At 60.9% G+C, this 19,853-nt stretch carries 19 protein-coding genes; 8 read left to right on the top strand and 11 right to left on the bottom strand.

Annotated features, from left to right (window positions below; translation table 11 throughout):
- Positions 1-86: 86 nt before the first annotated feature.
- Complete coding sequence (locus tag FKCLFG_RS15425) at positions 87-2,747, top strand: DNA topoisomerase III (RefSeq protein WP_472613947.1); 2,661 nt, start codon at positions 87-89, stop codon at positions 2,745-2,747.
- 419 nt (positions 2,748-3,166) lie between these two features.
- Here the strand turns inward: FKCLFG_RS15425 and FKCLFG_RS15420 are convergent, their stop codons facing one another.
- Positions 3,167-3,397: a hypothetical protein gene (locus tag FKCLFG_RS15420; protein WP_472613946.1), complete on the bottom strand. Its 231-nt coding sequence runs from the start codon at positions 3,395-3,397 to the stop codon at positions 3,167-3,169.
- A 134-nt stretch (positions 3,398-3,531) separates the two neighbouring features.
- Here FKCLFG_RS15420 and FKCLFG_RS15415 point away from each other — a divergent pair, with 134 nt between their 5' ends.
- Positions 3,532-4,755 (top strand): MFS transporter, encoded by a 1,224-nt coding sequence (locus tag FKCLFG_RS15415; RefSeq protein WP_472613945.1) that lies wholly within the window; start codon positions 3,532-3,534, stop codon positions 4,753-4,755.
- 27 nt (positions 4,756-4,782) lie between these two features.
- Entirely contained in the window at positions 4,783-4,911 is a 129-nt protein-coding gene (locus FKCLFG_RS15410; RefSeq protein WP_472613944.1) for a hypothetical protein, read from the top strand.
- A 77-nt stretch (positions 4,912-4,988) separates the two neighbouring features.
- On the opposite strand, the gene FKCLFG_RS15405 is transcribed toward FKCLFG_RS15410, so the two are convergent.
- The 4 genes from FKCLFG_RS15405 to FKCLFG_RS15390 form a co-directional block, all read right to left on the bottom strand.
- Positions 4,989-6,323, bottom strand: coding sequence for a DUF5666 domain-containing protein (locus tag FKCLFG_RS15405; RefSeq protein ID WP_472613943.1), 1,335 nt, complete (start codon positions 6,321-6,323; stop codon positions 4,989-4,991).
- Positions 6,320-7,210, bottom strand: coding sequence for a DUF6502 family protein (locus tag FKCLFG_RS15400; protein ID WP_472613942.1), 891 nt, complete (start codon positions 7,208-7,210; stop codon positions 6,320-6,322). The genes FKCLFG_RS15405 and FKCLFG_RS15400 overlap by 4 nt, the downstream gene beginning before the upstream one ends.
- 201 nt (positions 7,211-7,411) lie before the next feature.
- Positions 7,412-7,744, bottom strand: a complete 333-nt coding sequence (locus FKCLFG_RS15395; protein WP_472613941.1) for a hypothetical protein — start codon at positions 7,742-7,744, stop codon at positions 7,412-7,414.
- A gap of 102 nt (positions 7,745-7,846) precedes the next feature.
- A complete protein-coding gene (locus FKCLFG_RS15390) occupies positions 7,847-8,212 on the bottom strand; it encodes a DUF2917 domain-containing protein (RefSeq protein ID WP_472613940.1) in 366 nt (121 codons plus the stop codon).
- Between the two features lie 113 nt (positions 8,213-8,325).
- On the opposite strand from FKCLFG_RS15390, the gene gcvA reads away from it, so the two are divergent.
- The gene (gcvA, locus tag FKCLFG_RS15385; RefSeq protein ID WP_472613939.1) at positions 8,326-9,228 is read left to right on the top strand and encodes a transcriptional regulator GcvA; all 903 of its coding nucleotides are present in this window, start codon (positions 8,326-8,328) and stop codon (positions 9,226-9,228) included.
- 121 nt (positions 9,229-9,349) lie between these two features.
- On the opposite strand, the gene FKCLFG_RS15380 is transcribed toward gcvA, so the two are convergent.
- The 3 genes from FKCLFG_RS15380 to FKCLFG_RS15370 all read right to left on the bottom strand — a co-directional run bounded on the left by FKCLFG_RS15380 (position 9,350) and on the right by FKCLFG_RS15370 (position 11,692).
- Positions 9,350-9,610, bottom strand: a complete 261-nt coding sequence (locus FKCLFG_RS15380) for a hypothetical protein (RefSeq protein ID WP_472613938.1) — start codon at positions 9,608-9,610, stop codon at positions 9,350-9,352.
- A 137-nt stretch (positions 9,611-9,747) separates the two neighbouring features.
- Positions 9,748-9,942, bottom strand: a complete 195-nt coding sequence (locus FKCLFG_RS15375; protein WP_472613937.1) for a hypothetical protein — start codon at positions 9,940-9,942, stop codon at positions 9,748-9,750.
- Between the two features lie 232 nt (positions 9,943-10,174).
- The gene (locus tag FKCLFG_RS15370; RefSeq protein ID WP_472613936.1) at positions 10,175-11,692 is read right to left on the bottom strand and encodes a B12-binding domain-containing radical SAM protein; all 1,518 of its coding nucleotides are present in this window, start codon (positions 11,690-11,692) and stop codon (positions 10,175-10,177) included.
- Positions 11,693-11,775: 83 nt separating this feature from the next.
- On the opposite strand from FKCLFG_RS15370, the gene FKCLFG_RS15365 reads away from it, so the two are divergent.
- Positions 11,776-11,997 carry a hypothetical protein gene (locus FKCLFG_RS15365; protein WP_472613935.1) on the top strand — a complete coding sequence of 74 codons (222 nt, stop codon included), beginning with the start codon at positions 11,776-11,778 and terminating at the stop codon, positions 11,995-11,997.
- Positions 11,998-12,008: 11 nt separating this feature from the next.
- Here FKCLFG_RS15365 and FKCLFG_RS15360 read toward each other — a convergent pair whose 3' ends face one another.
- Complete coding sequence (locus FKCLFG_RS15360; RefSeq protein ID WP_472613934.1) at positions 12,009-13,124, bottom strand: lipid A deacylase LpxR family protein; 1,116 nt, start codon at positions 13,122-13,124, stop codon at positions 12,009-12,011.
- A gap of 200 nt (positions 13,125-13,324) precedes the next feature.
- Here FKCLFG_RS15360 and gstA point away from each other — a divergent pair, with 200 nt between their 5' ends.
- From gstA to FKCLFG_RS15345, 3 genes are all read left to right on the top strand, one after another.
- The gene (gene gstA / locus FKCLFG_RS15355) at positions 13,325-13,936 is read left to right on the top strand and encodes a glutathione transferase GstA (RefSeq protein WP_472613933.1); all 612 of its coding nucleotides are present in this window, start codon (positions 13,325-13,327) and stop codon (positions 13,934-13,936) included.
- 193 nt (positions 13,937-14,129) lie between these two features.
- Positions 14,130-14,936, top strand: a complete 807-nt coding sequence (gene ygiD, locus FKCLFG_RS15350) for a 4,5-DOPA-extradiol-dioxygenase (protein ID WP_472613932.1) — start codon at positions 14,130-14,132, stop codon at positions 14,934-14,936.
- A gap of 84 nt (positions 14,937-15,020) precedes the next feature.
- Positions 15,021-17,570 carry a mechanosensitive ion channel domain-containing protein gene (locus FKCLFG_RS15345; protein WP_472613931.1) on the top strand — a complete coding sequence of 850 codons (2,550 nt, stop codon included), beginning with the start codon at positions 15,021-15,023 and terminating at the stop codon, positions 17,568-17,570.
- Between the two features lie 96 nt (positions 17,571-17,666).
- Here FKCLFG_RS15345 and FKCLFG_RS15340 read toward each other — a convergent pair whose 3' ends face one another.
- Both FKCLFG_RS15340 and FKCLFG_RS15335 read right to left on the bottom strand, forming a co-directional pair.
- On the bottom strand, positions 17,667-19,010 hold the full coding sequence (locus FKCLFG_RS15340; RefSeq protein ID WP_472613930.1) for an ATP-binding protein: 1,344 nt from the start codon (positions 19,008-19,010) through the stop codon (positions 17,667-17,669).
- Positions 19,010-19,735 (bottom strand): response regulator, encoded by a 726-nt coding sequence (locus FKCLFG_RS15335; RefSeq protein ID WP_472613929.1) that lies wholly within the window; start codon positions 19,733-19,735, stop codon positions 19,010-19,012. Before FKCLFG_RS15335 ends, FKCLFG_RS15340 begins: the two co-directional genes overlap by 1 nt.
- Positions 19,736-19,853: the final 118 nt, after the last annotated feature.

Here is a 19,853-nt window from a genome sequence, read left to right as displayed (position 1 = left end):
CTTGTTATGTTAGTGGCGGCTTTGCCGTTTTGCCATTTGGCACCTTTGCAAATGCGCCCATCTGTACTCCATTAGAGAATGCACCTATGACCAAAACCCTCATCATCGCCGAGAAGCCCTCGGTCGCGAACGATATCGCGAAGACGATCGGCGGCTTCACCAAGCACGATGAGTACTTCGAATCCGACCAGTACGTGTTGTCCTCCGCGGTCGGCCACTTGCTTGAAATCGCGGTGCCGGAAGAGCACGACGTCAAGCGCGGCAAATGGAGCTTCGCGCATTTGCCGATGATTCCGCCGTATTTTGCGCTGAATCCGATCGCCAAGACCGAAGCGCGGTTGAAGGTACTCAGCAAGCTGATCAAGCGCAAGGATGTCACCGCGCTGATCAACGCTTGCGATGCCGGACGTGAAGGCGAGCTGATTTTCCGCCTGATCGCGCAACACACCAAAGCCAAGCAGCCGATCCAGCGCCTGTGGCTGCAGTCGATGACGCCGGGCGCGATCCGCGAAGGTTTCACCAAGCTGCGCAGCGACGCCGAAATGCTGCCGCTGGCCGACGCCGCGCGCTGCCGCTCCGAAGCCGACTGGCTGATCGGCATCAACGGCACCCGCGCGATGACCGCCTTCAATTCGAAAGAAGGCGGCTTCTACCTGACCACCGTGGGCCGGGTGCAAACCCCGACGCTGTCGATCGTGGTCGAGCGCGAAGAGAAAATCAAGCAATTCGTGCCGCGCGACTTCTGGGAAGTGCGCGCCGAATTCGTCTGCGCGGCCGGTATTTACGAAGGCCGCTGGCTCGATACCAAGCACAAAAAAGACGAAATTGATCCTGAAAAACGCGCCGAACGGCTGTGGAGCAAAGCTGCCGCCGAATCCATCGTCGCCGCCTGCCGCGGCAGGCAAGGCAATGTCAGCGAAGAATCGAAGCCGACCACTTCAATGGCGCCAGGATTGTTCGACCTGACCAGCCTGCAGCGCGAAGCCAACTCGCGCTTCGGCTTTTCGGCCAAGAACACGCTGGGCCTGGCGCAAGCGCTGTATGAAAAGCACAAAGTGCTGACGTATCCGCGTACCGATTCGCGCCATTTGCCGGAAGATTACCTCGACACCGTCAAGCAAACGCTGGAAACCGTATCGGAAAATAACAATTATCAGCAGTTTGCCGCGCAAATCCTGAACAAGGGCTGGGTCAAGCCGAACAAGCGGATTTTCGACAACAGCAAGATTTCGGATCACTTCGCGATCATCCCGACCCCGCAAGCGCCGAAAAATCTGTCGGAACCGGAACAGAAGTTGTACGACCTGGTGACCAAGCGCTTCATGGCGGTATTCTTCCCGGCGGCCGAATTCCAGGTCACGACCCGTTTCACCGAAGTCTCCGGCCACCAGTTCAAGACCGAAGGCAAGGTCATGACCAACCCCGGCTGGCTGGCGATTTACGGCAAGGAAATAGCGGAAAAAGATAGCGAGAATTCCGGCAACCTGGTGCCGGTGGCCAAGGGTGAAAAAGTCTTGACCGACAAGATCACGGCCAACGGCCTGGTCACCAAACCGCCAGCACGTTACTCGGAAGCCACGCTGCTGTCGGCGATGGAAGGCGCCGGCAAGCTGCTCGACGACGAAGGCCTGCGCGAAGCGATGGCCGGCAAGGGCCTTGGCACGCCAGCTACGCGCGCCGCCATCATCGAAGGTTTGTTGAGCGAAAAATACTTTCTGCGCGAAGGGCGCGAAATCATCCCGACCGCCAAGGCGTTCCAGCTGATGACGCTGCTGCGCGGCCTCGGCGTGTCCGAGCTGACTTCGCCGGAGTTGACCGGCGAGTGGGAATACAAGCTGTCGCAGATCGAAAAGGGCAACATCAGCCGCGAAGAATTCATGCGCGAAATCGCCCAGATGACGCAAATCATCGTCAAGCGCGCCAAGGAATACGACAACGACACGATACCCGGCAATTACGCGACGCTAACCACGCCATGCCCGCATTGCGGCTCGGTGGTGAAAGAAAATTACCGCCGTTTCGCCTGCACCAAGTGCGAATTCTCGATCTCCAAAACGCCCGGCAGCCGCCAGTTCGAGGTGGCCGAGGTCGAGGAATTGTTGACCAATCGCACCATCGGCCCGCTGCAAGGTTTCCGCTCCAAGATGGGACGCCCGTTTGCCGCCATCCTGCGCATCGTTGACGACGAAGAGCACAAAAACCAGAAGATGGAATTCGACTTCGGCCAGAACGATGGCGGCGAAGATGGCGAAGCCGTCGATTTCACCGGCCAGACGGCACTCGGCGCTTGCCCGAAATGCGGCAGCGGCGTGTACGAATTGGGCCTGGGTTACGTTTGCGAAAAAACCGTCGCCAAGCCGAAAGCCTGCGATTTCCGCAGCGGACGCATCATCTTGCAGCAAGAAATTTTGCCGGAACAGATGGTCAAGCTATTGAATGAAGGCAAGACCGATCTGCTGCCAGGCTTCGTCTCGCAGCGCACCCGCCGTCCATTCAAGGCTTTTCTGGTCAAGGGCAAGGATGGCAAGGTCAGCTTCGAGTTTGAAGAGCGCAAACCGAAAGCGCCGGCCAAAGGCAAGGTGGCAGCAGCAGACGCGGATGCCGATGCAGATGCAGATGCGGGCGCAGCAGTAAAGCCGGCGGCCAAGAAAGCAGCCGCCAAAAAACCGGCCGCCAAGAAAGTCGCTGCCAAAAAACCGGCTGCTAAACCCGCAGTACGCAAGGCGGCAGCCAAAAAAACTGCCTGAAACACCTTACGCGCAGATCTTCTTCTGCGCTGATATGCGGGCAGTATGGCAAAAAATTCCATGCTGCACGCATATATCTACTGCGTAAAAAAATAATACCCGTGCATTATTCTGATTTTACCCAATCCTTGCGGCGGCGTTCTGCCGCCTCGGATTCTGTGCTCCGATTCGATTTCAATGTCATCCTGCAAGCTGCGCAAGAGCGGGCGCAAAGTGGCCGTGTGTTGGTTTTGTAGCGGAATCCAGTTGCCCACACGATTCGGTTGATTCGTATGTTTGACGCAGATCAAAGACTAAGAGCCCAGCCGATTTTCCAGCCGAACGTTTGGCAGCCGCCGCGCTCCAAACTACGCATGCATCCGCCCATTAATGCGCCTATTAAAGATTAATGAATGGAGCTTGCTTCGGACGTAACCCTTCTAAGGAAAAATCGCCATGAACAATACTAAATGGATTACGGTTGTGCTGTGCGCATTGGTGGTCACCGCTTGCGGTTCAATGTCGTCATCATCATCAATGTCGCCATCATCGTCCTCATCGATGTCGCCGCCAGCCCCGATGACGACTAGCGGCATGGAGCGCAACTCTGATATGTACGGGCGTTGACGGGACTTCAGTTGGTGTGATTGGCCGGCTTGGGTGCGGCGCATGAGCGGAATATTTTGATCTGATCGGGCAGAAGTCGTCGGGATAATACTGTTCGCCGGCTCTTGGTTTGGCTAGGGCGCGTGCGCCTGCGCGGCACTTTGCGCTACACTGCTTTTTTTGCCAAACGATTAACGCCATGCAACATGACCGCGCTTCCCGCGCCCCTGAACTAAAAACCATTCTGATAGCCACCGGCCTGATCCTGACCATCGCGATGGGGGTCCGGCATGGCTTCGGCTTCTGGCTGCAGCCGATTTCGCAGGCGCAAGGCTGGACCCGCGAGACTTATTCGCTGGCGATGGCGCTGCAAAACCTGATGTGGGGCGTATTCGGGCCGTTCGCCGGGATGGCGGCCGACCGTTACGGCACCATGCGTGTGGTCATCGTCGGCGCCCTGCTGTATGCGGCGGGCTTGCTGTGGATGGCGCTGGTGAATGAGCCGACGCTGTTCGTTCTGGGCGCCGGCATATTGGTCGGCGGCGGGCTGGCCTGCACCGGCTTCGGCGCAGTCAGCGGCATTATCGCGCGCATCGCGCCGGCTGAAAAACGCTCGATGGCGTTCGGCATTTCGGGCGCAGCCAGTTCGCTCGGGCAATTCATGATGATGCCGGTCGAGCAGCAGATGATCTCGCACGCCGGCTGGCAAAATGCATTCTATGTGCTGGCTGCGCTGGTGCTGCTGGTCATGATTCCGATGGCGTTGCGCCTGCGCGAGCCGGCGCTGGCCCACTCGACCGAACCCCAGCAAAGCATCCTGGAAGCGACCCGCGAAGCGTTCGGTTACCGGCCCTTTTTGTACCTGGTGTCCGGTTATTTCGTGTGCGGCTTCCAGTTGGTGTTCATCGGCGTGCATATGCCGGCCTACCTGAAAGACAAAGGCATGCTCGACCCCAATGTCGGGGTGATCGCGCTGGCCCTGATCGGCCTGTTCAATATTTTCGGCTCTTTTGCGGCCGGCAAGCTGGGTGGAAAATACCCGAAGCGCTATCTGCTGTCGGGAATTTATCTCACGCGCGCCATCGTCATCGGCCTGTTCCTGCTGGCCCCGCTATCGCCCGCCTCGGTCTATCTGTTCGCCAGCGCGATCGGCTTCCTGTGGCTGTCCACCGTGCCGCTGACCAATGGCGTGATTGCCGGGATCTTCGGGGTGCGCTACCTGTCGATGCTGTCCGGCTTCGTCTTTTTGTCGCACCAGATCGGCAGTTTCCTGGGCGTATGGCTGGGCGGCTTCCTGTTCACCAAACAGGGAAATTACGATATGGTCTGGATGATCACGATCGCGCTGGGCCTGTTCGCGGCACTGATCAATCTGCCGATCAACGAAAAAGCCATCGCGCGGTCGCAGCCGGTAATGGCTTGATGTGATGCAATTCGATAAAACCCACCAATGAAACAAGGCCTCCAGCGCATTTTGTTCGGTATCGCCGGCGCAGCATTGCTGGCGCTGATCTTCGGCGCTTACTTGCAACCCGGCTTCGTGCTGGATCTGGCGAACCGGATTTATTTGTGCTTTTAATGTGCGCGGCTTACGGTCTTGCAACTGCAGAAAACCCATGAGGCCCTGAGCCTGCAGCCCGGCCATCGGACCGCCGGTCACTTGCCGCGACCGCCGCCATGCCCCGAGCCGCCAGAGCCGCCAGACCTGCCCGAGCCACCGGAGCCACCGGAGCTACCGGAGCCGCCAGAGCCACCTGACTTACCAGAACTGCCTGAACTGCCGGAAGAGCCTGAATTATCCGACGCCCCCGAACTGCCTGACGGACCAGAATGATCGGGCGACTCGGCCCCGTCCGACGCCCCTTTGCCCCGATGCGATCCCGGTCTGCTGCGGCCGTCCGATCCTGAACGGTCGTTGCGAAATTCAAGGCGTTCCACCGTCACGCGTTGGTCGGCGCCGACCCGGCCGCTAACCTGAACGTGCTGGTTGATGGTGAGTTGTGCCGCGCTGCCCCCCACGATCTGCAGGTCGTGGCTCAGGGTCAGCGGTCCGAGGCCGAGGTCGAGTTCGCGCCGGCCCAGCGCATGGACGTAGCCCTCGAGCACGACCTGGTCCACTGGCCCCAAGCCATCCCGCGTGGGCTCGATTTGTATGTGCTGCGCCTGCAGGGTGGTGCCGTCCCATGTGCCGCGCACCAAGACTTCCCGGCCCAGCGCAAATTCTGCGGGTAGTGGCGGCGCGTGGAGCCGGACGCGGGTGCCATACACCGTGAAGGTGTCGGCGTCGATCTGGCTCACGGTGCCATTCAGCTGCACCTGCGTCTGCGGGGGTATCGGTTCGATGCGCGAGGCGGCGATATCGCCCTGCACCAGGCGGTGCCCGCTGACTCGGACCCAATCCCCCGTCTTCAGCCCGGAAAGTTCACCCGGGTCATCAGCCCAGGCGGTCTGGCCCAGAATCCGGAACTCGCCGGTTTTGGCGTTAAGCGCGTCCACTGGTCCGACCGCGGCATGGATCAAAACAATGTTGCGCGCCGCAACCTCCGCACCGACGCCTGCGGCCCGTATTGCGACCACCTGCCCCACCGCCAGTTGCCGCGCCGAACTCGGCTGCCCGTTGTCCGACACCGGCGTGCTGGCGTCGAAATACACTTCAACCCCGTTGACGCAAATGCTGGCAAAGCCAGTGATGATGCCGACGATGCCGGTGCCGCCAATGCCGGGCCGCCCGGCCACCACGCCGGTGCCGCCGATTCCTCCGGTGCCGTCCCTGACCAACGCCGCACCCTTGGATGGGTTGGCCAACTCGGTCGCTGTTGCTCCGGTGCCGCCCACGCCCGATGACGCGAGCGCCGCCGGATTAATCGGCGAGGCTTGGGTAGCGCATAGGTTCTGTGCCTGCGCGGGAAGGCCCAGCGCCATATACAGCGCCAGATGCAGCAATAGGCTGCCGGCCGCGCGGGCCATGGAAATATTGATCAAACGGATCATGCAGACTCTCCTGCGGGCGTCGTCCCCGCCCGGTCTGGGAGCGCGCCGGAGCCGGCAGCGCTGGGTTCGGAATAAAAATAGATGCCAAAGGTCATGCGCTGGCGTGGCGCGGCGTCGTCTGCGTCCTTTTGCTCCGCGGCTAGCGCGCTCTTATTGATGGCTAGCAATGCCTTCATGCCGAACTCTTCGGCCTGCCTGGACAGCAACTGGATCGAGCCGGAACTGAGCGCGTCGTAGTGCACGCTGCGCTCCAGAAACGCCGGCTGGCCGCCCAGCAGGTTATGGGCGGCTGCGGCGGCATGGTCGTGCAGGTTGTGGCCTAGATAGAAAGCCTTTTCATCGAAGCCCTCGGCCGGCACAAAGGCATCGGCTTTGAGGCACACGCGGCGTTCCTCGTCAAAGTGCACCACGCCCAGACGTAGCCACTCGTCCAGCACCACGCGCGGGCGGATGTCGCTATTGACGCTGGTGACCAGACCCTCGAACGACAGTTCGCCGCCTTCGCTGGCAAAACGCGGTAGCGGCCTGGGACTGCCATCGTCATTGTGGTAGCGGGGCGATCCCAGCCACACCGCCACCAGCTGCGCACCCAGCGAGACCACCGACGGCACGGTCTCGGCGCTCGAATGCAGATTCTGCCGCAGACGACTCACGTCCTTGCGGTGCATGCCCGTGACCAGGCTGACCCGGCTGTCGGTCGACGGCTTGGCGTCGATGCGGAATTCCTTGTCGGCCACCTCGACAAACAGGGTCTTGAGCAGTTCCGTGAGATAAGGGAAGGTCACGCCACGTGCTAGCATCAGCCCGACCAGCGGGCGCAAAACCCGCCGCATGGCCAGCACCAATGCTGGCGACGGCGTGGCAGTTGGCGTGTCTGGGTTTGACATCAGTGAAATCCTGGTAATTTATGAATTTCACTTTAGCATAAAACGTGGGAAATATTTACACATTCCCCTTGCTGAGGAATTATTCCCCACATATACTGGAATCAAACGTGGGAAATAGTTACACGTTTTAAACGCACCACACGGAGTGATAACTTTTAAACCTTTAGGAGCAATGTCATGTTGAACTTCAGAAAAACCTCACTAGCCTTGATCGCCGCCCTCGTTGTTAGCATGGTGGCTACGCCCGTGTTCGCCCGCGGCGGTAGTGGTGGTGGTAGTGGTGGTAGTGGTAGTGGCGGCGGTAGCGGTAGTGGCAGAGGCAGCAGCGGTGGCGGCGACAGCGGTCGATCGGGCAGCGGTGGTGACAGCGGCCGCAGTTCTAATGACGGGGCGGGGCGCGCCCATGATCAAGGCGCGCATGACGCTGCCGGACACGTGAGTGGCGCCGATGACGGGGCGGGCCATACCCGCCATGGTCAAGGTGCGGATGACGCTGCGGGGCACGTGAGTGGTGCCGATGATGGGGCGGGCCACACCCGCCGTGGCCAAGGCGCGGATGACGCTGCCGGGCATGTGAGCGGGGCGGATGACGCAGCGCGCTAACAGGCATGGCGGCTCTCAGCCGCCATGCCTCGATCATGGTGCATGCGGTGCGCAGCGCAGTGAATCCCGCCTGCATCTCGGCGCTGGCGCAGCGCGCAGGACGGCGCGGAGCACCTTAGTCAGCCAGCGCGTACTGAATTTGGCCGGCTGGCGCGATTCGATCGTCAGTGCGCTGTCGCCGCAGGCTTCCAGCAACAGCACGCCGGCGCGCGGGAAGGACAGGCCGGCTCCGGGCAGCAGCCAGTAATCGTGGCTATCGTTGCTGCGGGTGATCCACAGTTTGCCTTGCCGGTTGGTCAGGCAGTCTCCCGCCGCCAGCCGCAGCTTGGTGACTGTACCGGCGCGCATTTCCAGCCGTTGTATGGAGAATCTGCTTATCATGTCGTTGTGGCGATCCATCATCGTGCTCCTTGGGTGTGATGCCATTTTCCGCTGGCACAATGTCATGGTAGTGCGTGATGATGACGACTTCCAGTGATACCTTTTCGCCAACCTGATAATAAAACTATCGTATGAATGCTGCAGAAGCCTTGCCGAGAATGCCCGCGTTGTCAGCCTTGCGGGCGTTCGAAAGCGCCGCGCGGCACAACAGTTTCAGCCGCGCCGCCCTGGAACTGCACCTGACCCACGGCGCGGTCGGCCATCAGGTGCGGGCGCTGGAAGCGTCGCTGGGGGTGCAACTATTTACCCGTGTCGGCCGTGGCCTGGCGCTGACGCCGGAAGGGCGGATGCTGGCCGACCGGGTGCGCGCGGCCTGGCTCGATATCGCCACCGCGGCGCAGGACATCAGCCGCCGCGCCAATGCCGGCCAATTGACGATCAGTGTGCTGCCATCCTTTGCTGCGCGCTGGCTGGTGCCGCGCCTGGGACGCTTCATCGAGCAAAATCCCGACATTCAGCTGGTGGTTCAGACCGCAAGCCATCTGGTCGATTTTTCGCGCGAAGCGGTCGATGTCGGTTTGCGCATGGGCAACGGGAACTGGCCGGACCTGTGGTGCGAACGCTTGTTCGGGGATATTTATTTCCCGGTTTGCGCGCCCGCTTTCAATCAGGGCAAATTGCCTGAAAAACCCGGCGAATTGCCAAGCCTGCACTTGCTCAATTCGATCGGAGAGCCCTGGATGCCGTGGTTCGTGGCGGCGGGGCTGGATGCGCCCGAACCGCGCGGCGTCACTTACAGCGATTCGCACTCGCTATTGCAGGCCGCCAAGGAGGGGCAGGGGATTGCGCTGGCGCGCCAAACCATGGTGGCCGACGACTTGCAACGGGGTGCGCTGGTGCGGCTGTTTTCGCTCAGCATACCGAGCCCGGTCGAGTATTACCTGGTGTGCCCGCCGGCGCTGGCGCAGACCGGTAAAGTCCAGCGTTTCCGGGCCTGGCTGTGGGAGGAAATCAAGGCGCAGGAGCCGGTCTGATGTACGGCCGGCGAATGTTGGGCTTCGCAGCGCTCGGCACCAACTACGGGGCTGCTGTTCGCAGCATTCGTCCGTATAGTTCGATAACTATTCTGAATAACTAAAGAGGCGCTTCAAACTGTCATGCCGGTTTGGGGCCGTTTGCGGGCGTAGCCTTGTCGTCCGCTTGCACCACCTTTTCGACGCCGCGAATGCCATGCAGGTCGGTGTCGACCAGCCCGTCCGCCAAATCCTTGGCGGCTTGCTTCATGTTTTCGCGCGGCGTGGTGGGTTGCGCGTCAGCCGCTTCGTCGCGCTCGTGCGGCAGCCGCGTTGCGCCGTCGCTCTTGATCGAGGCAGCGGTGTTGACTGTGACCGTGTGGTCGCTGGTTTCGTTAGTCATGCGCTGTCACCTCTGTCACCTTTTCGTCCAATCCTGCGATGAGCAGCGCCGGCATCGCCGCCGATGCCGACGCCTTCAGGGGCCTGGAGCCAACCTTCAGTCAACTTTCAGCGGCCGCGTGTTCCACTGGCGCCGGACTACTTGTTGCCAGAACCTGATTGCTTGCCACCGGAACTACTGCCAACTTTTTTGTGGCTCGGATGGCCCGCGTCAGCGTGCTGCTCGTGCGCGCCGCCCTGCGGCTTAGAAAAACCGTTGCCGGAGCCAGGGCTCTTTTTGTCGGAGCTGCTACTTCGTTTAGAGTCTTGACCGCTTTTTTGGTTCGAGTTCATGTTAATTCCTTAGTAAAAAATTAAAAATAACCCGCCGAAGACAGATTCATCAATGACGATAACACTCCAAATCCTCGCCTCCTCGCCTCCTTTAATGGCTGATAGTGTTTATATAAGATAGGCAAAGTCAGGTGTTTATCCATTCTTTGATGGATTTGTTTGATGAAAGTCAAAGAACCATTTAAAAATATGTTTAGACAGTTTCAGTGAAGACTTAAGTTATCGCTCGGTCTCAGGCTGCCAGGTGCCGCGCCTGCCTTTGCGGCGCAACGTGTTCAGCACTCTGGGCCGCCTTTTTTTGCTTGGCCGCCTTGGATTTGATATGCAGCTGGTTTGCCTGTCCGGCGTAATCGCTGGCCAGCACCTCGTCTGCCAGGGTCGCATCCATGCCCTGGGTTTGCAGCCATTCCGATACCAGCGCGGCCAGCCGTTCCAGCGCGATGCGGTGGGTGGCGTCGGTCTTGGCGTAGATCCAGTCGGACAGCGCCATGAAGCGGGCAAACGGGCTTTGCTCCAGGATCAGCGGCAGCGTGTGGGCGAAGCGGCCGGAATTGGCGATCAAATCCCAGTAACGGGCAAAGCGCACCAGTCGTTGCATGGTGGCAAAGTCGACCTGATCGGTGGCCAGGATGGTGTAGGGCGGCTGGGCGTCGAACACCAATTTGAACGTTTCGGTATGGCGAATGATCGGCGTGCCGCGCAAACGCTTGAGGATGCCGAACTGGATTTCGTGCGGCTTGAGCGCATACAACTGGTCGAAACCGGCGGCGAAGCTGGCTATGTCCTCGCCCGGCAGGCCGGCGATCAGATCGACGTGCATGTGGGCGTGCGAATGTTCGACCAGCCAGCGGATGTTGTCGGCCGCTTTCTGGTTGTCCTGGCGTCGGCTGACCAGCGTTTGCACTTCGGGGTTGAAACTCTGGATGCCGATTTCAAACTGCAGCGCGCCGGGCGGAAATTGCACAATGCCGGCTTTCAGCGCATCCGGCAAATGATCCGGCACCAGCTCGAAGTGGGCGAACACCGGGTCCTGCGGGTCGGCCGCGATCTTGTCGAGGAAGAACTGCATGATCCGCAGGCTGGTCTTGATGTTCAGGTTGAAGGTGCGATCGACGAATTTGAACAGCCGCGCGCCGCGCGCATGGAGTGATTCCAGTTCGGCCAAAAAGCGGTCGAGGTCAAACGGCCACGCGGTCTTGTCCAGCGAGGACAGGCAGAATTCGCACTTGAACGGACAGCCGCGCGACGCTTCCACGTACAGGATGCGGTGCTTGATGTCCTGCTCCGAATACAGCGCATACGGCAGCGTGAGTTCATCCAGCGGCGGCTGCAGCCCGGCGTGGATTTTCATGATCGGTTTTGGCCCGGCCAGAATGCCGCGGCACAGCTTGGCAAAGCTGACGTCGCCCCAGCCGGTGATCAGATAATCGGCCGCCTGCACGATCGCCTGTTGCTGCGACTCGTGCGAGACTTCCGGCCCGCCCAGCACGATCACGATCTGCGGCGCAACCTGCTTGAGCATCGCCACTACCTTGGTGGTTTCCTCGACATTCCAGATGTACACGCCGAAACCGATGATGCGCGGATTCTGCGCCAGTAATTTCTCGACGATATCGGTGGTCTTGGCGCCGATGATGAATTCCTGCAGCTGGGTTTGCTCCTGCAAATCGCCCATGTTGGCAAGCAGGTAGCGCAAGCCCAGCGAGGCGTGTGCGTAACGGGCGTTCAGCGTGGACAGAATGATGGTCATTGCGGTGGCGTCTTCGATTAAAAGGACATTTTACGCGTGCTGTAATGCGTTTTCACAAGCGATGCCGATTGATGCCGCGTGGCTTGAATGGCGCACTCGCCAATCCGATCACCAGCGCCAATGTGCCGGCGATCAGGGCAATGCCGGATGCGGCGGGGCCAGCAATGTTTCGACAGCGCTGCTGCAGCCGTCGTATCCATGCCTGCAATATCGATAATTTATGTGGGGTATATGCAAAAACATATGTTTTTCCGCATATTTTTACTGCGCTATATAAAAATACATTGCCGGGTATTTTTATATAGCGCAGTAAAACTCAATATTCCAGGCTCAGGGTGATCGAGCCGTAGCGGGGTGCCTTGCTCTGCGTCTGGTATTCCTTGCTGCGCATGTAATACGCATAGGTTACCTTGCCGCCTGGCCAGTGCCAGGCCACCCCGGCTGACAGATCGCCTACCAGATTTTTCTTGGCCACACTGTGGCTGTCGCCAAAAGTATTGCCGTCGAGAAAAATATCCCGCGCCACTGCGCGCGCATCCAGCGCGACGAACACGTGTAGCGCGTTGTCGGCCAATCGGCGCGATGCTGCGCCTTCTGCCAGCGGCGCATTGCTGTCGCTGGCGGGGCGGATCGGCGCAGTGCCGAAATCGTCCGGCAGCCGGCTGCCGGCGCGCAGTTCCAGCCCGGCGTTGGCGTAGGTGGCGACGTTGCCCAGGCTGACGCCGTAATGGCTGATCGCATCGAATTTCGGGCCAGACTTGTTGGCGCTGATCCAGATCTTGTTTTTGCGCTCGGCCACGATCTGCAGCCCCAGTTCATTGTGCAACTGATTGCCCCAGCCGTTGAAGCGCTCGATGCCGCGCAGGCTGTGGATGAAATCCTGCGATTGCTCGGCCAGCGAGGCCGGGCCGATCATGCCGAGGTTGACTTCGACGGTATCCATTTGACGCGCATTGCGGGCGTTGTAACCCAAGCCCAGATACAGCCAGCCGGCGTAGGGGCGATCGTCGGCCACTATGCCGGTGGCTGTTCTGTTGCGTGGCGTGTACATCGCCTGGCCGGCGGTAACCACCATGTTGCGCGACGTGTATTGGCCCGGATGGACCGATTCAAACGCCCGGTTCAGCGTACGCACCCAACGCGGCAGGCAAGGGTCATTAATGTAGTCTTTCAGGTTGGCCGACACCCACGACACCTTGACACCATTGGTGTAATTGCTGTCGGAGCCAGAGACCAAGTCGTTTTCCAGGTAAAAATTGATGATTTCCGGGTGTTGCGCCAGCGCCGCCACGTCCGGCGTCGGGCTGCCGCATATCTGCTCCATCAGGGTTTCATTGCTGATCTGGGCCAGGCCGGGCAATGCGGTCAGCGCCAGCGCCAGCGCGCTGACGCAGCGCAAGCGGCGAAGGGTGAAACGGGATGGGATGCGCATGATCTGATCGAATGAAGACAATATGCATCAAACCAGTGCCGGCGGCCTGGATGCAGCTCCGCATCATAGCCGGATAATCGCTGGCGGTGTCCGCAGCAAGGCAATACGCAATGCGCTACCATCCGAAGCAGCGGCAAGACAGTTGCCGGATGCGGCATGGTGCTGCGCCTGTTGTCCCACATTTGCGAAAGAATACTCTGATGAAACTGTATTTCTCCCCTGGCGCCTGTTCCCTTTCTCCCCATATCGTGCTGTGCGAAGCCGGCCTTGCGTTCGAGACCGAAAAGGTCAGCTTGAGCAAGAAAACTACTGCCAGCGGGCAAGATTACAAGACCGTTAATCCGAAGGGCTCGGTGCCGGCGCTGCAACTGGACGACGGCCAGATCCTCACCGAAGGCCCGGCCATCGTGCAATATATCGCCGACCTGGCGCCGGAGAAACAGCTGGCGCCGGCCGCCGGCAGCATGGCGCGCTACCGCCTGATGGAATGGCTGAATTTCATTTCGAGCGAACTGCACAAGGGTTTCGGCCCGCTGTTCAACCCGGAAACGCCGGAACAGAGCAAGCAAATGGCGCGCGACGCGCTGGCAGTGCGCTTCGACATCGTGGCGCGGCAGCTGGACAGCGCCGATTATCTGCTGGGCGCGCAATTCACGGTGGCCGATGCCTATCTGTTTACGATACTGAACTGGACTGGCAAGATGCAGTTCGACATGCGCCGCTGGCCGGCCATTGCAAGCTACCAGGCGCGCATCGCGGCGCGTCCGGCGGTGCGCGCTGCAATGCTGGCCGAAGGCTTGATCAAGGGTTAATAGGTTAATGGGTTAATTGCGCTATAAAACTGCAGCGGTTTCTGTAGAGCAGCTTTAGCCGCGAGCTTGTAGGTGCGAATTTATTCGCACTGTTAACTATCCCAAGCGAACTAGTGCGAATAAATTCGCACCTACAGAACCGCACTTATTCGCGTGCGTCCTAAACAAGAACAACAACCAGGAAATCCCCGCCATGAACCAACCGCAACGGATGCCGGCACTCTTTATCGGCCACGGCAGCCCGATGAATGCGCTGCAGGACAATCAGTTCACCCAAAGCTGGCAGCGTCTGGGGCAACGGATCCCGCGCCCGAAGGCGATATTGGCGATATCGGCCCACTGGACCACGTCCGGCACCGCGGTGACGGCGATGGCAGCACCGGCGACGATTCACGATTTCGGCGGTTTTCCGCAGGCCTTATTCGACATCGCATACCCGGCTGCCGGCGACCCGGCGCTGGCGGCGCGGGTGCGCGCGTTGCTGGCGCCGACGCCGGTGCAGATGGACCAGTCCTGGGGTTTGGATCACGGCATCTGGTCGGTGTTGTGCAAGATGTATCCGGCGGCGGACGTGCCGGTGGTGCAGCTCAGTCTCGACCTGACGCAGGATGCGGCGTTCCACCTCGATCTGGGCCGCCGGCTGGCGGCGTTGCGCGACGAGGGCGTCCTGATCATCGGCAGCGGCAACCTGGTGCACAACCTGCGCACGCTATCGTGGGATGGCGTCACACCGGCGTTCGACTGGGCGCAGCGCTTCAACCGCAGCATGCGCGATTGCTTGCTGATTGATGATCGCGTGCAACTGTGCGCCGCCATGACAGAAAATTCGGACGCCCGGCTGGCGGTGCCGACGCCGGAGCATTTTTTGCCCTTGCTGTACATAGTCGGCAGCAAGCAGCCGGATGAAACCATTACGCTATTTAACGATCAGATCGAACTGGGCTCGATCGGCATGCTGTCGGTGGGGTTCGGACTGCCCGCGCAGAGCGTGGATCTTTAACCGGTTTTGGCCGGATTCCACCAGCCAGGCACTACACTATTGGCCTGCGCGACTTTGCCGACTTTTCTGACTTAAAGACTCCCTATGTTGCCTCTGACCACCTGGTTGCGCGGCCCCGGCCCCGGCCCCGGCCCCGGCCCCGGCCGCATATTGCTGTTGTTATTGCTGCTGTGTACTTTGGGCGGCGTTGCTGGTGGCTCCGGTGTTGCGCTGGCCGCCACCGCCATCCTGCCAGCCACGCCTGCTGCCGCGCCGGCTGCGGCAGCTGCGCCGCCGGCGGTGAAGCCGATCGCGGTGCCGAATATTGCCGCCGCCGCAGAAACTGCCGATGCGCTGTTGCGCGATATCGTCGCAGGCCTGGCGCCGGTGCCGAAGGTGGCCGCAGTCGGCCCCGAGCTGAGAGCATTCGGGCGCGATTTCGAGGCTACCGGGAAAGAGACCACGCTGGCGCTGGGAGCGATTTACTCGCAGGAGCAGCTGCGCGAACTCGATACGCGCTGGCTCTCGCTGCTGGCCCGGCTGGGCCGCTGGGACGAGATACTCACCGGCCGCGCGGTCCTGCTCGAAGGCAATCTGGTCCAGATCGAGGCTCTGCAACTGACTTGGCAGACCACGGCTAAAGTTGCGCGCGAAAGCGGTGCCCCCGCCGCAGTCCAGGAGCGCACGAATACGGTGCTGTCCGAGGCCGCTCGGGTGCAACAGCTGGTGGACAAGGCGCGGGGCGAGATCCTGACGCTGCAAGCCCAGGTCAGCCGCTTCGAGACCCGCGCGGCCGAGCAGCGCGGGCAGCTCAAGCGGGCCACCGATGCCGCGCTGGAGAGTCTGCTGTTGCGCGACAGCGTGCCGATCTGGAGCGCCGACAGCAGCGCCGACGGCAAGTTCGACCGCCTGCAAAAATTCAAGAGTGCGATTCAAGCCAATCAGGCGACGATTGCGCAATACCTGGCGGCAAGCTATAAGAGCGGCATTTTCCTGCTGCTGCTGGCGGCGCTGTTTCTGGTCGGATTGTGGCGCATCCGGACCCAGATGCGGCTGCGCACCGAGGCCGATCCGGAACTGGCCGGCACCGCCTGGGTGTTCGAACATCCGGGCGCGATTGCGATGCTGTTATTTACCATCGTCAGCCCCTCGGTGCTGGTGTATGCCCCGCGCGAATTCAATCTGTTGCTGCTGACGCTGGCGCTGCCGCCGACGATCGTGATCCTGCGGCGTCTGATCCACCACAACCTGGCCTCTTTCCTGTATGCGCTGCTGGTGCTGTACGTGGTCAACCGGCTGCGCGAAATATTCGGCGCGGCGCTGCTGGGGGAGCGGCTGCTGTTCGAACTGCAGCTGACCGGCACGCTGCTGTTCCTGTTCTGGTTCCTGCAGCCGCGTCGTCTGGCCCAAATGCCGGCCGCAGTCATCGGCGACAAGGATTACAAGGGGTCGCTGTTTATTGCCCGCGCCGCCACGCTGGTATTTGCAATCGCACTGGCGGCCGACGTGCTGGGCTATTCGCAACTCGGACACTTCATGAATGCGGCGATGCTCACTACCTTGTATTTCGGCGTGATCCTGTATGCGGCGTTGCGGGCGCTGGTCAGCCTGTCGACTCTGGCGCTGTATACCTGGCCGCTGCGTTCGCTGGGCATGGTGCGGCACTACAAACACGTGCTGGAACGCCACCTGCATCGCGCCGCACACTGGCTGGTTCTGGGCTGGTGGGTCTTGGCGACGCTCGATATCTTTGCTTTGCGCAAGCCGCTGTTCGACTTCGTTGTCAGCATTCTGACCGCCAAGGGCGCGATCGGCGCGCTGCATATCTCGCTGGGCGACGTGCTGGCGTTTGGCGGCACTATCTGGGCCGCATTCCTGCTCTCGCGGCTGGTGCGCTTCGTGCTCGAAGAAGACGTCTTCCCGCGCATTGCGCTGGCCCGCGGCATCCCGTATGCACTATCGATAGTGGTGAATTACGTGGTATTGATGGCCGGTTTCATTCTGGCCATCGTCGCCACCGGCGTCGATCTGGACCGTTTCACGATCCTGATCAGCGCGTTCGGCGTCGGCGCCGGTTTCGGCTTGCAGGGCCTGGTCAAAGATTTCATGTCCGGCCTGGTGCTGCTGTTCGAGCGCCCGATCAAAGTGGGCGACGCCATCGAGACCGGCACGCGCTCCGGCGAGATCAAGAGCATCGGCATTCGCGCCAGTATTTTGCGCACCTGGGATGGCTCCGAAGTGGTGGTGCCGAATGCCGCCCTGACCTCGAACGATGTGGTCAACTGGACCCTGTCGGACCGCCAGTGCCGGATCGAAATTCCAATCGGCATCGCCTATGGCAGCGATCCGGAGCAGGTGCTGGCGTTGCTCATCGGGGTGGCCACAGCGCATGTGGAAGTGCTCGATGCGCCGGCGCCGGACGCCTACTTCCAGGGGTTTGGCACCGATTCCCTGAATTTCAAGTTGCGCTGCTGGAGCGGACGATATGAACGCTTTCTGCCGATTCGCAGCGAATTATGCGTGGCCATCAGCAAGGCTCTGGCGGAAGCCCATATCGAAATGCCGTTCCAGCAGCGCGATTTGCATCTGCGCAGCGTCGACGATGGCGTGTTCACGCAGTTGCGCAGCACGCTGCAAAACGAGCCGCCGACGTAATCCGCCCTGCATATTGAATATGGGAGTATGTTGATTTTCATGGGATATTGCGCATGAATATTATGCGCAATATAAAAATACACTGTGTAGTACACGTTATCCCTGCGGCAGCGTCAGCACCACTTCCAGCCCGCCGTCCGGGTGATTGCGCAGCGTCAGGCTGCCGCCGTGCTGTTCGGCGATATTGTGGGCGATGGTCAAGCCCAGGCCGGTGCCGCCGGTCTGGCGCGAGCGCGAAGTCTCGATCCGGTAGAACGGCTCGAACACGCGCGCCAGCTGGTCGGGCGCAATGCCGGGGCCATGATCGCGGATGCGGATTACCGCCCCGCCGGCATCCCTGACCACGCTAACCGCAGCCGACTGGCCGTATTTGACCGCGTTGTCGATCAGGTTGATCAGGCAGCGCCGCAGCGTGTTGGGGCGCGCCAGCACCGACTTGCCGAGCTGTCCGGATAGCTGCACGCGCTGGCCGGCATCGGCGGCGTCGCTGCACACGCTGTCGAGCAGCGAATCCAGATCGAGGCGCTGCATCGGCTCGGCTGAGGCCATGCTGCGCGCCAGTTCCAGCCCTTCGCGCACCATGTCCTGCATCGCCGACAGATCGTCGATCAGCTTGTCGCGCAATGCGTCGTCGGCCACTTTTTCCAGCCGCAGCCGCAGCCGCGTCAGCGGCGTTTGCAGATCGTGCGTGATGGCCGCCAGCATCTGGGTGCGTTGCTGAAGATGGTCGCGGATGCGGCCCTGCATCGCATTGAAGGCGCTGCTGGCCTGGCGGATTTCGCTGCTGCCCGCCAGCGCCAGCGGCGGGTGATTCAGGTCGCGCCCCAGGTCGAAGGCAGCCTGCGCCAACTGCTTGAGCGGGCGCATCGTCATGCGCGCCACCAGATACGCCAGCACCCCGATGCTGCACACGAACAGCGCCAGATACAGCAGAAAATCGCGGTGCAGCGGCGGCATGCCGCTGCGCGGCGGCAACACCGTCATCCGCAGCAAGCTGCCGTCGCGCAGCGTGATGCGGGTGATTTCGCAGTCCGGACTGCGGGCTGGCCGCGGTGCGCTGCGGCCCCGGTGCGGCGGCTGGCAATCGGCGTCGCTCGGCTCTAGCGACGCGACCCGGAACTCCTGCCCCAGTTGTGCGCCCAGCGACTGCGCGAAGGCCGAAGGTTCGGCTTGCTCGCGGCTGCCGGATTGCGCCGACTCGACCCGCAAGCCGATTCGTTTTGCGGTTTCCAGAAAGGCTTGCCGGCTGGCTCCCGGCAGCGCATCCAGCGCCAGCGTCAATTGTTCGGCCCGCTCGACCTGATGCACCTCGCGGAACTGGCCGATGGTGCGCTGCCGCTCGCTGTCGGCAAGCCAGAACGTCAGCGCGATTGCCCCCAGCATGCCGCACAGCAAAATCAGGAACACGCGCCCGGTCATCGAGTTGAAAAAATTTTTCATTACGCGCCTTCCGCATGCACTGTGACCGCCAGCACATAGCCGCCGTTGCGCACGGTCTTCAGAATTTGCGGCGAGCGCGCATCTTCGCCCAGCTTTTGGCGCAGGCGGCTGATCTGGATATCGATCGAGCGGTCAAACGGATCGGCGTCGCGGCCCTGCGTCATGTTCAGCAATTGGTCGCGGTTCAGGACCCGGTTCGGATGTTCCAGGAAAATTTTCAGCAAGCGAAATTCCGCGCCCGACAACATGATTACCACCTGATCCGGACTCAGCAAATGGCGCGCCGTCAAATCTAGCGTCCAGCCGGCAAACTGCAACTGTTGCACGCTCAGGTCGGCATGATTGGGCGGCAACGCATGGCTGCGGCGCAGCACGCTGCGGATGCGCGCCAGCAGTTCGCGCGGCTCGAACGGTTTCGGCAAATAATCGTCGGCCCCCATTTCCAGCCCCAGAATGCGGTCCAGCGGTTCGCTGCGCGCGGTCAGCATGATGACCGGCATCTGCGACTTCGCGCGCAGAGTGCGGCACAGCGTCAGGCCGTCGTCGCCCGGCAGGTTCAGGTCCAGCACGATCAGGTCGATCTGCGCTTCTTCCAGCGCTTTCCACATGGCGCGGCCGTCTTCGGCGGTGTGCGCCAGGTAGCCGTTGTTGTTGAGGTAATCCGCCAGCAGGGAGCGGATTTCGCGATCGTCATCGACGATCAAGATGTGAGAAATGGGTTCCATAGGCGATAGATTATGGCGGCTTGCGCGTGCAGGGAAGCGCCATTTTGTATCTTCTTGTAATCGCGCTAAAAATTACAGAATGATACAAAAAGCCGCGCCGCAGACACTTGCCAGATAC

The organism is Gelidimonas denitrificans (assembly GCF_055694065.1).
This window is presented reverse-complemented; position numbering and strand designations above follow the sequence as displayed.